This window comes from Streptomyces sp. SLBN-118 (genome assembly GCF_006715635.1).
Taxonomy (GTDB): domain Bacteria; phylum Actinomycetota; class Actinomycetes; order Streptomycetales; family Streptomycetaceae; genus Streptomyces.
This window is the reverse complement of the sequence record NZ_VFNP01000002.1, coordinates 2,787,061-2,800,838: the sequence shown is the minus strand read 5'-3', so window position 1 is coordinate 2,800,838 and position 13,778 is coordinate 2,787,061. Positions and strand designations below refer to the sequence as shown.

Below are 13,778 nucleotides of genomic sequence, written 5' to 3'. Positions count from 1 at the left end.
GGGGAGTCACTCCTTGTGGGAGAGGGCGCGGACGGTGCGGGAGGGGCTCGGTCGGCCCAGCTGTTCGGCCATCCACACGCTCGTGGCGGTCAGGCGGCCGAGATCGACCCCGGTTTCGACGCCGAGGCCCTGGAGCATCCACACGAGGTCTTCGGTGGCGAGGTTCCCGGTCGCGCTCTTCGCGTACGGGCAGCCGCCGAGGCCGCCCGCGGAGGCGTCCACGGTGGTCACGCCGTGCTGGAGAGCGGCGAGGGTGTTGGCCAGTGCCTGGCCGTACGTGTCGTGGAAATGCACGCCGATGGCATCGGTCGGCACCCCCTGTTCGTTCAGGGCGGCGAGCAGGGCCAGCACATGGCCGGGTGTGGCCACACCGATGGTGTCGCCGAGGCTCAGCTCGTCACAGCCGAGGTCGATGAGCCGCCTGGCGACCCGGACGACCTGGTGGACGGGGACGGGCCCCTCCCACGGGTCGCCGAAGCACATGGACAGATAGCCGCGGACATGCATCCTGTCCGCGCGGGCCTTGGCGACGACCGGCTCGAACATGGCCAGCGACTCGTCCACGCTGCGGTTGAGATTGCGCTGGGCGAAGGTCTCGGTCGCGGACCCGAACACGGCGATACGGCGCGCACCGAGGGCGGCAGCCCGCTCAAGACCGCGCTCGTTCGGTACCAGAACGGGCAGAGCGACACCCCGGAGGTCGCCGACGAGGGGGAACAACTGCTCGGCGTCGGCGAGTTGGGGCACCCACTTGGGGTGAACGAAGCTGGTCGCCTCGACGGTGGTCAGGCCCGCTTCGGCGAGCCGGTGGATGAACTCCGCCTTGACCTCGGTGGGGACGACGGTCTTCTCGTTCTGCAGGCCGTCACGCGCACCGACCTCGTGGATCCGCACGCGGGGCGGCAGACCCTGTGCCGGAACGGCCATGGGCAGCCCGTCGGTCATGCTTCCTCCCTCGGGGTGACGACCGCCAGGATCTGGTCCATGGCGACGGTCGAGCCGGGCGTGACGTCCAGCTCGCTGACGGTGCCGGCATGCGGGGCGGAGATGACGTGCTCCATCTTCATCGCCTCGACGACGAGGAGGCCCTGGCCCGCCACGACCGCGTCCCCGACGGCGACCTTGACGACGGTGACCGTGCCGGGCATGGGCGCGGCGAGGGTGTCCGCGCCCGCGTGCGCGGCGCCGCTGAGGGATGCCTCGACGGGGTCGTGGTCCTGGACGTGCCACGACTCGCCGTCCCGGCCGAGCCAGGTCCCCTCCGCGGAGGAGACGTGGGTGAAGGTGTGGGTGAGGCCGCCGAGTTCGACGGTGACGCGCCGAGCGTCGAGGCTGACGAGCCGGGCTCGCTGGATCTCCCCGGCGGCGGGCAGGAGTTCCGCGCTCGTCGCCTCGCCCCGTACGCGAATCGCCACAGGATCCTGGCCCGGCACGCGGAAGTGGTGGACCGTCCAGGCAGGGACGCCGCCGAGGCGCCAGCCGCTGGCCACTGCGAAGGGGTCCGTCCAGCCCCCGGCCGCGCGGGGGAGAGCCGGCTGCCGCACCAGCGCCGCCGCCGCGTACACCTCCGCCGGGACGCCGTCGACCACCAGGCTGTCCGCGTCCCGTTCCACAAGTCCGGTGTCCAGGTCGCCCGACACCACCGCAGGGTGGGCCAGCAGACGTCGCAGGAAGCCCGCGTTCGTCGGGACGCCGAGGGTGACCGTGTCTGCCAGGGCCGCACGCAGCTTGCGCAGGGCGGTCGCGCGGTCGGGGCCGTACGCGATGACCTTGGACAGCATCGGGTCGTACAGGCTGGAGACCTCCGTGCCCTCGGTGAGTCCCGAGTCGGTGCGCACGCCGTCGCCGTGCGGCTCGTGCAGGGCAAGGACCGTGCCGCCGGAGGGCAGGAAGCCCCGGGAGGGGTCCTCCGCGCAGATGCGGGCCTCGATCGCGTGGCCCGTGAAGGTGACATCGTCCTGGACGAAGGGCAGTTGCCCGCCCGCCGCGACCCGCAGCTGCCACTCCACCAGGTCCAGGCCGCCGCCTGCGATCGACACGGCCAGCTCCGTCACCGGGTGTTCGACCTGGAGCCGGGTGTTCATCTCCATGAAGTAGTACGAGGACGGGTCGCTGCCGGGGACGATGAACTCCACCGTGCCCGCGCCCACATAGCCACAGGACCGGGCCGCCTCCACGGCCGCGGCGCCCATCGACGCACGGGTCTTCTCGTCGAGGAAGACGCTCGGAGCCTCTTCGATGATCTTCTGGTGGCGGCGTTGCAGCGAGCATTCGCGCTCGCCGAGGTGCACCACGTTCCCGTGCCCGTCCGCGAGGACCTGGATCTCGATGTGCCGGGGCCGGTCGATCCAGCGCTCGACGAGCAGGGTGTCGTCGCCGAAGGAGGCCCGCGCCTCGCGCCTGGCCGCCGCGATCTCGTCGAGGAGAGCCGACTCCACGCGCGTGAGCCGCATGCCCTTGCCGCCGCCGCCCGCCGAGGGCTTCAGCAGCACCGGCATGCCGATCTCCCGGGCGGCGCCCGCCAGTTGGTCGTCGCTCAGGCCGGATCCCGAGGAGCCCGGAACCACCGGGACGCCCGCCGCCCGCACGGTCTCCTTCGCGCGGATCTTGTCACCCATCAGCTCGATGGCCGAGGCGGGCGGCCCTATGAAGGCGAGGCCGGCGTCGGCGCAGGCCTGTGCGAAGCCCGCGTTCTCGGCGAGGAAGCCATAGCCCGGGTGGACCGCCTCAGCGCCCGTGCGGGCGGCGGCTTCGAGCAGGCGCTCCACGCTGAGGTAGCTCTCGGCGGCGGCCGGCGGGCCGATACGGACCGCGGTGTCCGCCTCCCGTACATGCCGGGCGTCCGCGTCCGCGTCGCTGAAGACGGCGACCGAGCGGATGCCCATCGCGCGCAGCGTACGGATGACGCGCACCGCGATCTCGCCTCGGTTGGCGACAAGGACTGTGCTGAACATCGTCATGGTCCGTCTCACATCCGGAAGACGCCGAAGGCGGGGTCGGTCAGCGGGGCGTTGGCGCAGGCGGTGAGGGCGAGGCCGAGCACCTGGCGGGTCTCCATGGGGTCGATCACGCCGTCGTCCCAGAGCCGGGCCGTCGCGTAGTAGGCATTGCCCTGGGACTCGTACTGGGCCCGGATCGGCGCCTTGAAGGCGTCCTCCGCATCGGCGGACCACGCCTCGCCGCGCCCCTCCAACTGGTCCCGCTTCACGGTGGCCAGCACGGAGGCCGCCTGCTCGCCGCCCATCACGGAGATCTTGGCGTTGGGCCACATCCACAAAAAGCGTGGCGAATAGGCCCGGCCGCACATCGAGTAGTTGCCCGCGCCGTACGAACCGCCGACGACGACCGTCAGCTTCGGCACGCGTGTGCACGCCACGGCCGTGACCATCTTCGCGCCGTGCTTGGCGATGCCGCCCGCCTCGTAGTCCTTGCCGACCATGAAGCCCGAGATGTTCTGCAGGAAGAGCAGGGGGACGCCACGCTGGTCGCACAGTTCGATGAAGTGCGCGCCCTTCTGGGCGGATTCGGAGAACAGGATGCCGTTGTTGGCGACGATGCCGACCGGGTGGCCGTGGATCCGGGCGAATCCGGTGACCAGGGTCTGCCCGAACTCGGACTTGAACTCCTGGAACCGGGAGCCGTCGGTGATCCGGGCAATCACTTCCCGTACGTCATAGGGGGTGCGGGAGTCCACCGGCACCGCTCCGTACAGACCGGCCGGGTCGGCCTTGGGCTCCTCGGCGGGCTCGACCGACCAGGGCAGCGGGCCGCGCTCGGGCAGCGTCGCCACGATGTTCCGTACGATCCGCAGCGCGTGCGCGTCGTCCTCGGCGAGATGGTCGGTGACGCCGGAGACGCGGGAGTGGACCTCGCCGCCGCCGAGTTCCTCGGCCGTGACGACCTCGCCGGTCGCGGCCTTCACCAGCGGCGGGCCGCCGAGGAAGATCGTGCCCTGGTTGCGGACGATCACGGCCTCGTCGCTCATGGCGGGTACATACGCCCCGCCAGCGGTGCACGAGCCGAGGACGGCCGCGATCTGCGGGATGCCCGCGCCGGACATCCGCGCCTGGTTGTAGAAGATCCGGCCGAAGTGCTCGCGGTCGGGAAAGACCTCGTCCTGCATCGGCAGGAAGGCGCCGCCGGAGTCGACGAGATAGACGCAGGGCAGCCGGTTCTCCAGGGCCACCTCCTGGGCGCGGAGGTGCTTCTTGACGGTCATCGGGTAGTACGTGCCGCCCTTGACGGTGGCGTCATTGGCGACGACGACCACCTCGCGGCCGCTGACCCGCCCGATCCCGGCGATCACTCCGGCGGCGGGGGCCTGCCCCTCGTACATCCCCTCGGCGGCGAGGGGAGCGAGCTCCAGGAAGGGGGAGCCGGGGTCCAGGAGGGTGTCCACGCGGTCGCGCGGCAGCAGCTTTCCGCGTGCGGTGTGGCGGGCGCGTGCCTTCTCACCTCCGCCGAGTCGGGCGGCGGCGAGCTTGGCGCGCAGGGCGTCGGCCAGCTCCTGGTGCGCCGCCTCATTGGCCTGCCAGGCCGGGGAGGCGGGGTCTGCCGCGCTCGCCAGCACGGGTGCCTGCTGCATTCGCTCGAGCTCCCTTGCTCAGTTAATGAGCGTTAACGTGTTTCCTCTAGGTTAACGAGCGCTAACACCCCTGTCTAGAATGAATTCCCATGAGCACCAGGACGACGGCCCCGACGCGCCGCGAGCAGATCCTCAAGGAGGCCGCGCGCCTCTTCGCCGAGCGCGGCTTCCACGGGGTCGGCGTCGACGAGATAGGAGCTGCCGTCGGTATCAGCGGGCCGGGTCTCTACCGCCACTTCGCGGGCAAGGACGCGATGCTCGCCGAGCTGCTCGTGGGCATCAGCGAGCGGCTGCTGAGCGGCGGCCGGCTGCGGGTCGAGGAGTCCGCCACCGACCCCGAGGTGCTGCTCGCCGCACTGATCGACGGGCACATCGACTTCGCGCTGGACGACCGCCCACTCATCACCCTGCACGACCGGGAGCTTGACCGCCTGCGGGAGAGCGACCGCAAGCTGGTGCGGCAGCTCCAGCGGCAGTACGTGGAGCTGTGGGTCCAGGCGGTCCGCGCGATGTACCCGGCGCTGGCCGAGGCCGACGCCCGGGCCGCGGTCCACGCGGTCTTCGGCCTGCTCAACTCCACACCGCACCTCGGGCGCCCGGACGCCCGCCTCGGCCGCGACGCGACCGCGGACCTGCTCCACCGCCTGGCCCGCGGGGCGTTCGCGGCCGCGGCGGACGGTTCCTGAGCCGCCCCGGCGTACGGGAAGGGCCCCAGCCGGCCCATGTACAGTCCCAGTCGGTGCCACGACCGGCGCAGCGAGGCCCGACCAGCCTCGTCGACCACGGGGGTTTCATGTCCGAAAGCTTCAGGCCCGACTGCCGGGAGACGATCGAGCGGAACCTGTGGGCGGCGCCCGCGGTGTTCGTCGCCGTGTCCTGGGCGCTGTTCCAGAAGAACGACGCCACGTCCGCCTCGACCGTCGCCTGGATCATCTACACCGCGGGATGGATCGCCGCCCTGGGCCTGCTCGTCAGGTCTGCGGGCCGGCGCAGGAATCCCGGTGTCGGGGCGGTGTTCGCCTTCGGAGTGCTCGTCCTGATGGGCGCGCAGTTCTGGGCGAACCAGGGGTGAAGCACGCCTGAACGTCCGCTCCTGCGGCCGCTCCCGAGGTTCGTCGCGCCTGCGGGTGACGCGATCGGCCCGTCCAGCCTTCGGGACGCCCGGCACGGCGTGTGCCCCTGACGGCACAATGGGCTCATGCCGATACCCAGCCGTGCCGCCCTTGTCGACCACCTCGTCCGCACACGTATCGCCGGAGATGTCGCCACACCCCGCGACAACAACCTCTCCCACTACCGCAAACTGGCCAACGGCGACCGTCACTTCTGGCTGGGACTGGAGCTCGGCGACCGCTGGACCGACGAGCAGGACGTACTCGCCGTCATGGCCGAGCGGTGCGGGGTCAACGACGATCCCGAGTACCGGACCGGGCAGGACACCATCGACCCGGAACTGACCGTCGACGCCCTGGAGCGGCTCGCGGCGCGGCTGCGCAAGGCCGCCGCAGGTCAGGAGCGGGTGCTCTTCGCGACCGGTCATCCCGGCGGTCTCCTCGACGTGCACCGGCAGACCGCCGACGCGCTGCGGGCCGCCGGGTGCGAGATCGTGAGGATTCCAGGCGGTCTTACGGCCGACGAGGGCATGGTCTTCCAGTTCGCCGACGTCGCGGTGCTGGAACGCGGCGCGACCCTGTGGCACACGCACTCCCCGGCGCCCATGGCCGCGATCCTGGACGGCCTGGAGCGGGACGGCAGAGAGCAGCCCGACCTGGTGGTGGCCGACCACGGCTGGGCAGGCTGCGCGGGTCAGCGCGGCCTGGACTCCGTCGGCTACGCGGACTGCAACGACCCCGCGCTCTTCATCGGCGAGGCGGAGGGCACGCTCCAGGTGACCGTGCCGCTGGACGACCATGTCACCGATCCGCGCTTCTACGACCCGATGGCGGCGTATCTGCTGGACGCGGCGGGGCTCGCCTGACCCGCCCGATCACCGCGGGACGCGGACCACGCCCTCCTGGATGACGGAAATCGCCAGCCGGCCGTCCTGGGTGTAGATCCGCGCCTGCCCCAGACCCCGGCCGCCGGACGCCGACGGGGACTCCTGGTCGTAGAGCAGCCACTCGTCCGCCCTGAAGGGGCGGTGGAACCACATCGCGTGATCGAGCGAGGCGCCGACCACGTCGCCGACCGTCCAGCCGCCGCGGCCGTGCGCGAGGAGCACCGAGTCGAGCAGTGTCATGTCGGAGACGTAGGTGGCCAGGCAGACGTGCAGCAGCGGATCGTCGGCGAGCTTGCCGTTGGCCCGGAACCACACCTGCGAGCGCGCCTCGCGCGGCCGGCCCACGGTTCCGTACGGCGGATCGTCGACGTAGCGCAGATCGACCGCGGCGCGTGCCTGCAGCAGTCGCTCCACGGTGCCCGGGTCGACGAAGTCCTTTGCGTACCTGGGCAGCATCTCTGCCGCTGTAGGCAGGGTCTCCGGGGCGGGCGCGGGCGGCATCGGCGTCTGGTGTTCGAGGCCTTCCTCGTACGTCTGGAAGGACGCCGAGAGATGGAAGATCGGCTGCCCGTGCTGGACGGCGACGACCCGGCGCGTGGTGAAGGAGCGGCCGTCGCGGATGCGGTCGACCGTGTAGACGATCGGCGCGCCCGGGTCGCCCATGCGCAGGAAGTACGCGTGCAGGGAATGGGCCGTGCGGTCGTCGGGGACGGTGCGGCCCGCGGCGACGAGCGCCTGGGCCGCGACCTGTCCGCCGAAGACGCGGGGGACGATCGCCGAGCGGGACCGCCCCCGGAAGATGTCCTGCTCGATCTGCTCCACGTCGAGCAGATCGAGCAGATCGTCAAGTGCTTCGCTCATGGGGTGAAGGTAGTTGAGGAGCCAACTGCCCTACAGGCCCATGTCCTTGGCGATGATCGACTTCATGACCTCGCTGGTGCCGCCGTAGATGCGGTTGACGCGGTTGTCGGCGTAGAGGCGGGCGATCGGGTACTCGTTCATGTAGCCGTAACCGCCGTGCAACTGGAGGCAGCGGTCGATGACGCGGTGGGCGACCTCGGTACAGAAGAGCTTCGCCGAGGCGGCCTCGGCGGCGGTCAGCTCGCCCGCGTCCAGGGCTTCCAGAGCACGGTCGGAAACCGCCTCGGCGGCGTCCACCTCCGCCTGGCAGGCGGCCAGCTCGAACTTGGTGTTCTGGAAGTGCGCGACCGGCTTGCCGAACACCGTGCGCTCCTGCACGTACTGCTGGGCGAACCGGACGGCGGCCTTGGCCTGTGCATACGCGCCGAACGCGATGCCCCAGCGCTCGGAGGGAAGGTTCGCGCCGAGGTAGTAGAAGCCCTTGTTCTCCTCGCCGAGCAGGTCCTCGACCGGGACCTTGACGTCGACGAAGGCCAGTTCGGCGGTGTCGGAGGTCTTCAGGCCGAGCTTGTCCAGCTTGCGGCCGACGGAGTAGCCCTCGGACTTGGTGTTCACGGCGAACAGGGATATGCCGAAGCGGCGGTCGTCCTCGCGCGGGGCCGAGGTGCGGGCGCAGACGATCACGCGGTCGGCGTGCACACCACCGGTGATGAAGGTCTTGGCGCCGTTGAGGACGTAGTGAGTCCCGTCCTCCGAGAGCTTGGCGGTGGTCTTCATGCCCGCGACGTCGGAACCGGTGCCCGGTTCCGTCATCGCCAGCGCCCACATCTCCTCGCCGGTGACGAACTTCGGCAGGTAGTTCTTCTTCTGCGCGTCGGTCGCCAGCATCTTGATGTACGGCAGAGCGAGCAGCACATGCACACCGGAGCCGCCGAAGTTGACGCCCGCGCGCGAGGTCTCCTCGTAGAGCACGGCCTCGAACTTGTGCGTGTCCATGCCTGCGCCGCCGAACTCCTCGGGCACGTTGATGCCGAAGACGCCCAGCTCGCCTAGCTTGTAGTAGAAGTCGCGGGGCGCCTGGCCCGCCGCGTACCACTCGTCGAAGACGGGTGCGACCTCGGCCTCGATGAAGGCGCGGATCGTCTCGCGGAACGCCTCGTGGTCCTCGTTGTAAACGGTGCGGCGCACGGTACGCCTCCTTCGCGGTGCCGGGTTCAGATATCTAAGCGCTTGCTCAGTCATAAGTTACCCGGCAGTCGCAAGAGCTGTCCAGAGTGATGATGAGCACGCTGTGATGTCCCCTTCGGGTGTCAGGCGGCCGAATCGCGCGGTGGCGCACGCGGTGGCGCCGTCGGCGAGGCGCGTCGGTTCAGCCGGGCAGCACCGGCTGCGGGCCCGGCTGAGGTCCTTCGCCGTCGTACGCCGCCAGCGCCGCCTGACGGCTTTGCAGTAGCTCGCGCAGGTCTTCGGGGGTCAGGCGCTCGTGCGCCAGCTTCACGCTTGCCCTGCCCTCCAGGTCGGCCCACGCCTGCCGGGCGCGCTTGTTGGCCACGCGCCGGGCATCACTCCGCAGGAAGCCCGACCCGGCCGCGAACCCGGCAGAGGCGAGGGCGATCAGCGCCGCGGGGACGCGGGCGTCCGCCGTGGCCAGTCCCGCGGCACCGGAAATACCCGCGAGCAGAGCCGCGGGGAATCCCAGGACGATGTGGGCCCTGTTCCAGAATTCCGCCCGCCGGTGGGCGAGCGCGCGCTGCCGCGCCGCCTCGTCGCGCAGACGCTCGATCTCGGCGCGCAGGCGGCGCGAGGGCTCATCCGGGCCAAGGTGCATGGAACTGTCAGCGGTGGTGGTCATGTTTGATTCCAACATGCCTTCCCCACGCGGGACTTGAGGTTTCGGAGACAGCTTTCGAGGCCGGGATTGGTGGGCTCTCGCCAGAACCGTCCGCACCCCGGGCCGCGGCGCCTCAGCTGTGCCGCAGCGCGAACCACAGCTCCATCCGTACGTCCGCGTCGTCCAGGTCCTGGTCGAGGAGCGTCTGGCACCGGGCGATGCGGTGGCGGACGGTGTTGCGGTGAATCGACATCGCCGCGGCCGTGCGGTCCCAGCTGCCGTGCAGGGACAGCCAGGTGCGCAGCGTCTCGACGAGCGCGGGGGAGTCCGCAAGGGGTGCGAGGCGGTGGCGGGCCTGGTCGAGCCAGAGGGGGGCGCTCTCCCGGTGGCGCACCAGGTCCTTGCGGGTGGCCACGGCGCGGCGTACCGCCCTGGCTGCCTGCGCGTCGGCCGCCGCGAGCTCCTCGGGAAACGCGGGCGCGCTTACGCCGAGCGTCCAGCCGGGCTGTGCGCCGACCTCGTGTCCGGCCGGGAGCAGCACCCGTACGCAGTCGTCCGCGTCCGGATCGACCAGTGCGCTGCCCAGCGCCGCGCCCAGGGCCGTCGCAGCAAAGGGGCTGTCGTCGCCGCCCTGTCCGTGGACCACCGTCCAGGGCCCCGGTCCCAGCAGTGGGGCGGTCTGGGCGGGACTCGCGCCGAGCAGCATGCGTACGAGGGCGGCGCTGCGGCCCGCGGCGTCGGCGCCCTGGTGCGGTGCTGTGAGCAGTGAGAGCAGGACAACGGCGACCCCGGCGACCGTGTGGTCCCCGGCCTCGCGGGCGGGTGCCGCGAGCCCGAGGACCAGGCTCCGGCTGCCGCCGAGAGCGTACGCGGAGAGGTGGGAGAGGGCGGAGGAGGTCGTGGCGCTGCTGCCCGGCTCCGCCGGTTCGGCGGAACCGGCCCCGGATGCCGGTGGCGGCGGCACCGTGTCCGTCGCCGATGCCGGGGCGGGACGGGACGTGCCTGCCGACGTGGTGCCGGGGCGGACCACGCGCGCCAGCCGGGCCAGGCCCCCCCTGGCCTCGGGGGACGGTGCACGGCCCGACGACGACATTTCCGTGCCGTCCGGGCCCAGCAGAACCGCCCAGCCCTCCAGCCGTACCGCCAGCTGGTGCAGGACCGCCGGGATCGGGTCCGGGCGGGCCGCCGCCGCGGCGAGGCCCTGCTGTGCCCGGGTGACCCGGCGCAGTTCCCGGTGGCGGGCTTCCGCCATCAGTCGCCACACCGCCCGCGCCACCGCCGTGAACGTGGTCTGCGGCGGCACTTCGAGCAGCGGCAGCCCATGTCGGTCGCACGCCTCGATCAGGTTCGCCGGCACCGTGTCGTACACCGGCGCGAGCCCGAAGCCGAGCGCTGTCGCCCCCGCCTGAACGATGCGCGAGACATACCGGTCGGGGTCCTTCAGCAGCACCCCCGCGCTGAGCAGCAGCTCGCCGCCCAGCAGATACGGATAGGGGTCCGCCATCTCCGAGGTGTGCACCATGTGCACCGCCGCGCCCGTCTCCACCGGCCCGGCGATCTGGCGCAGACCCAGATCCTCGCGGGCCAGCAGTGCGGCGAGAGGGATCGGCGGGGTCGGTGGGGCTGCTGCGGTCTCCGGCATGGACGATCCATCCATCAGCGGGGTGAAGAATGGATAAAACGTACACTTCAGCGCCACACTCCGGCCACCTACCGTCATCGCACAAGGAGCGGAGGGCCCCCAGATGGGACCGAGGCCGTTCCCAGCTAAAGTCGAATACCGCAACGAATCGTAGGAAAGAAGGCAAAACGCATGAGCAGCAACGAGCAGCCGCGCGGCCCGGTCGACTCGTCCCGTATTCCGCGGTACGCCGGACCTGCGACGTTCGCCCGGCTGCCCCGGCTCGACGAGGTCGGCACCACCGATGTCGCCGTGGTCGGCGTTCCCTTCGACTCCGGCGTCTCCTACCGTCCCGGCGCACGCTTCGGCGGCAACGCCATCCGCGAGGCGTCCAGGCTCCTGCGCCCGTACAACCCGGCACAGGACGCCTCGCCCTTCGCGCTCGCCCAGGTCGCCGACGCGGGCGACATCGCCGCGAACCCGTTCAACATCAACGAGGCCGTCGAGACGATCGAGGCCGCGGCCGACGATCTGCTCGGCACCGGCGCGCGCATGATGACGCTCGGCGGCGACCACACCATCGCGCTGCCGCTGCTGCGCTCGGTCGCCAAGAAGCACGGCCCGGTCGCTCTGCTGCACTTCGACGCACACCTGGACACCTGGGACACGTACTTCGGCGCGGAGTACACCCACGGCACCCCGTTCCGCCGTGCCGTCGAGGAGGGCATCCTCGACACCTCCGCCCTGTCCCACGTGGGCATCCGCGGGCCGCTGTACGGCAAGCAGGACCTGACCGACGACGAGAAGATGGGCTTCGGCATCGTCACTTCCGCCGACGTCTACCGGCGCGGCGCCGACGAGGTCGCCGACCAGCTGCGCCAGCGCATCGGCGACCGTCCGCTCTACATCTCCATCGACATCGACTGCCTCGACCCGGCGCACGCACCGGGCACCGGCACGCCCGAGGCCGGCGGCATGACCTCCCGCGAGCTGCTGGAGATCCTGCGCGGGCTCGCCTCCTGCAACCTTGTTTCCGCGGATATGGTCGAGGTGGCCCCGGCGTACGACCACGCGGAGATCACGTGCGTGGCCGCCTCCCACACGGCCTACGAGCTGACCACGATCATGTCCCGCCAGATCGCGGCGGCGAAGGCGGCGCAGTGACCCACGGTCACGACCTGGTCCTCCGGCCGACCGAGGCGCAGACCGCGGCCGCGCTGAACCCCCCGGCGGGCCGCAACGGCGGGGACCTCGTCGTCGAGACCCTCGCCGGTCTCGGCGCGACGACCGTCTTCGGGCTGCCGGGCCAGCACGCGCTCGGCATGTTCGACGCCCTGCGCCGCTCCTCGCTCTTGTACGTCGGACTGCGCGTCGAGAACAACGCGGGCTTCGCCGCCGACGCGTACGGCCGGATCACCGGCGAGGTGGCGCCGCTGCTGCTGTCCACCGGCCCGGGTGCGCTGATGTCGCTCGCGGCGCTGCAGGAGTCCGCGGCGGCCTCCGCCCCCGTCCTCGCGATCGGCAGTCAGGTGCCCACGGCCGGGCTGGGCGGCGGACGCCACGGTTATCTGCACGAACTGCGCGACCAGCAGGCCTCGTTCAGGGATGTGGTGAAGTCCGTCCACACGGCCCGCACCCAGTCCCAGATCCCGTCGGCGATCGCGGCGGCCTGGGAGTCGGCGCTGACGGCTCCCCACGGGCCGGTGTGGGTCGAGATCCCGCAGGACGTCCTGCTGGCGCCGACGACGCTGCCGGTCGTCACTGCGATGGACGCGACGCCGCACGAGGTCGTGCCGCGCCCCGAACTGACGGCTGTGGCAGCCGACTTGCTCTCCCGCGCAAGGCGTCCGGCGATCATCGCCGGTGGCGGAGTCGTACGCTCCGACGCGTCCGGCAAGCTGCTCGCGCTGGCGGAGAAGCTGAACGCCCCGGTCGTCACCACCTTCGGCGGCAAGGGCGCGTTCCCCTGGGAGCACCCGCTCTCGCTCCAGTCCTGGCTGGAGGACCGCCACACCACGGATTTCCTTGAGTCCGCGGACGTCCTGCTCGTCGTCGGCTCCGGACTGGGCGAACTGTCCTCGAACTACCACACGTTCGCGCCGCGCGGCCGGGTCGTTCAGATCGAGGCGGACGCCGGCAAGCTGGAGTCCAACCACCCGGCCCTGGGCATCCACGCGGACGCGCGGATCGCCCTGTCGGCGCTGCTGGAGACGGTGCAGGAGCGCGAGGACGACACGGCGGCCGCATCCGTACGCTCGGTGCTCGGGAAGGTCCGGGTCCGCATCGAGGCCCAGGAACTCACCCTGGAACAGCAGGTGCTGGCCTCGGTCCGCAAGGCCCTGCCGGACGATGCCCCCAGCTTCTGGGACATGACGATCCTGGCCTACTGGGCCTGGTCCGCCTTCGACGCCCGCCGTCCGAACACCATGCACTCGGCGCAGGGCGCGGGCGGCCTCGGATACGGCTTCCCGGCGGCGCTGGGGGCGGCAGCGGCCGACCCCACCCGCCCGGTCCTCGCGGTCTCCGGCGACGGCGGCGCGATGTACTCGATCGCGGAACTTGCGACAGCCCGCCAGTACAACCTCCCCGTCACATGGCTGATTGTGGACGACGGCGGCTACGGCATCCTGCGCGAGTACATGACGGACGCCTTCGGCGGGGCGACGGCGACGGAACTGACCCGCCCGGACTTCGTGGCCCTGGCGGAATCCTTCGGGGTGCCCGCGGTCCGTACGACTCCTCAGTCCCTTGCTCAGGACCTCGCGAAGTCCCTGACGCAGCCGGGCCCTTCGATGGTCGTACTCCCGGCGGTCCTGCGGATGTTCGCCCCGACGCACCTCTGAGCCACCCCGACGCACCTCTGAGCCACCCCGAAGCACCT

Annotated in this window: 12 protein-coding genes; 5 read left to right on the top strand and 7 right to left on the bottom strand. The window is 71.3% G+C overall.

The genetic code is table 11. The features are described 5' to 3' along the window. Positions 1-6: 6 nt before the first annotated feature. The 3 genes from FBY35_RS31105 to FBY35_RS31095 are packed head-to-tail and all read right to left on the bottom strand — an operon-like array spanning position 7 to position 4,585. Positions 7-945 carry a hydroxymethylglutaryl-CoA lyase gene (locus tag FBY35_RS31105; RefSeq protein ID WP_142217264.1) on the bottom strand — a complete coding sequence of 313 codons (939 nt, stop codon included), beginning with the start codon at positions 943-945 and terminating at the stop codon, positions 7-9. Then, a complete protein-coding gene (locus FBY35_RS31100; RefSeq protein ID WP_142217263.1) occupies positions 942-2,954 on the bottom strand; it encodes a biotin carboxylase N-terminal domain-containing protein in 2,013 nt (670 codons plus the stop codon). The genes FBY35_RS31105 and FBY35_RS31100 overlap by 4 nt, the downstream gene beginning before the upstream one ends. A 14-nt stretch (positions 2,955-2,968) precedes the next feature. After that, on the bottom strand, positions 2,969-4,585 hold the full coding sequence (locus FBY35_RS31095; protein ID WP_142217262.1) for a carboxyl transferase domain-containing protein: 1,617 nt from the start codon (positions 4,583-4,585) through the stop codon (positions 2,969-2,971). 89 nt (positions 4,586-4,674) lie between these two features. Between FBY35_RS31095 and FBY35_RS31090 the strand changes: the two genes are divergently transcribed. From FBY35_RS31090 to FBY35_RS31080, 3 genes are all read left to right on the top strand, one after another. Continuing rightward, positions 4,675-5,271 carry a TetR/AcrR family transcriptional regulator gene (locus tag FBY35_RS31090; RefSeq protein ID WP_142217261.1) on the top strand — a complete coding sequence of 199 codons (597 nt, stop codon included), beginning with the start codon at positions 4,675-4,677 and terminating at the stop codon, positions 5,269-5,271. Positions 5,272-5,378: 107 nt separating this feature from the next. Continuing rightward, positions 5,379-5,657 (top strand): hypothetical protein, encoded by a 279-nt coding sequence (locus FBY35_RS31085; RefSeq protein ID WP_142217260.1) that lies wholly within the window; start codon positions 5,379-5,381, stop codon positions 5,655-5,657. A 126-nt stretch (positions 5,658-5,783) separates the two neighbouring features. Continuing rightward, a complete protein-coding gene (locus FBY35_RS31080) occupies positions 5,784-6,563 on the top strand; it encodes a phosphatase (protein WP_142217259.1) in 780 nt (259 codons plus the stop codon). A gap of 9 nt (positions 6,564-6,572) precedes the next feature. On the opposite strand, the gene tesB is transcribed toward FBY35_RS31080, so the two are convergent. The 4 genes from tesB to FBY35_RS31060 form a co-directional block, all read right to left on the bottom strand. Continuing rightward, entirely contained in the window at positions 6,573-7,445 is an 873-nt protein-coding gene (gene tesB / locus FBY35_RS31075; protein ID WP_142217258.1) for an acyl-CoA thioesterase II, read from the bottom strand. A 30-nt stretch (positions 7,446-7,475) separates the two neighbouring features. Beyond that, a complete protein-coding gene (locus FBY35_RS31070; RefSeq protein ID WP_142217257.1) occupies positions 7,476-8,633 on the bottom strand; it encodes an acyl-CoA dehydrogenase family protein in 1,158 nt (385 codons plus the stop codon). A 181-nt stretch (positions 8,634-8,814) separates the two neighbouring features. Next, positions 8,815-9,297: a hypothetical protein gene (locus FBY35_RS31065; RefSeq protein ID WP_260848870.1), complete on the bottom strand. Its 483-nt coding sequence runs from the start codon at positions 9,295-9,297 to the stop codon at positions 8,815-8,817. A gap of 112 nt (positions 9,298-9,409) precedes the next feature. Next, on the bottom strand, positions 9,410-10,918 hold the full coding sequence (locus FBY35_RS31060) for a PucR family transcriptional regulator (protein WP_142217256.1): 1,509 nt from the start codon (positions 10,916-10,918) through the stop codon (positions 9,410-9,412). Positions 10,919-11,089: 171 nt separating this feature from the next. Between FBY35_RS31060 and speB the strand changes: the two genes are divergently transcribed. Beyond that, a complete protein-coding gene (gene speB, locus FBY35_RS31055) occupies positions 11,090-12,061 on the top strand; it encodes an agmatinase (protein WP_142217255.1) in 972 nt (323 codons plus the stop codon). Next, positions 12,058-13,740, top strand: coding sequence for a thiamine pyrophosphate-binding protein (locus FBY35_RS31050; RefSeq protein WP_142217254.1), 1,683 nt, complete (start codon positions 12,058-12,060; stop codon positions 13,738-13,740). The genes speB and FBY35_RS31050 overlap by 4 nt, the downstream gene beginning before the upstream one ends. The last annotated feature ends 38 nt before the right edge of the window (positions 13,741-13,778 follow it).

Coding starts and splice junctions, on each gene's coding strand:
- FBY35_RS31105 (WP_142217264.1), bottom strand. CDS start 945: ATGACCGACGGGCTGCCCATGGCCGTTCCGGCACAGGGTCTGCCGCCC.
- FBY35_RS31100 (WP_142217263.1), bottom strand. CDS start 2,954: ATGTTCAGCACAGTCCTTGTCGCCAACCGAGGCGAGATCGCGGTGCGC.
- FBY35_RS31095 (WP_142217262.1), bottom strand. CDS start 4,585: ATGCAGCAGGCACCCGTGCTGGCGAGCGCGGCAGACCCCGCCTCCCCG.
- FBY35_RS31090 (WP_142217261.1), top strand. CDS start 4,675: ATGAGCACCAGGACGACGGCCCCGACGCGCCGCGAGCAGATCCTCAAG.
- FBY35_RS31085 (WP_142217260.1), top strand. CDS start 5,379: ATGTCCGAAAGCTTCAGGCCCGACTGCCGGGAGACGATCGAGCGGAAC.
- FBY35_RS31080 (WP_142217259.1), top strand. CDS start 5,784: ATGCCGATACCCAGCCGTGCCGCCCTTGTCGACCACCTCGTCCGCACA.
- tesB (WP_142217258.1), bottom strand. CDS start 7,445: ATGAGCGAAGCACTTGACGATCTGCTCGATCTGCTCGACGTGGAGCAG.
- FBY35_RS31065 (WP_260848870.1), bottom strand. CDS start 9,297: ATGACCACCACCGCTGACAGTTCCATGCACCTTGGCCCGGATGAGCCC.
- FBY35_RS31060 (WP_142217256.1), bottom strand. CDS start 10,918: ATGCCGGAGACCGCAGCAGCCCCACCGACCCCGCCGATCCCTCTCGCC.
- speB (WP_142217255.1), top strand. CDS start 11,090: ATGAGCAGCAACGAGCAGCCGCGCGGCCCGGTCGACTCGTCCCGTATT.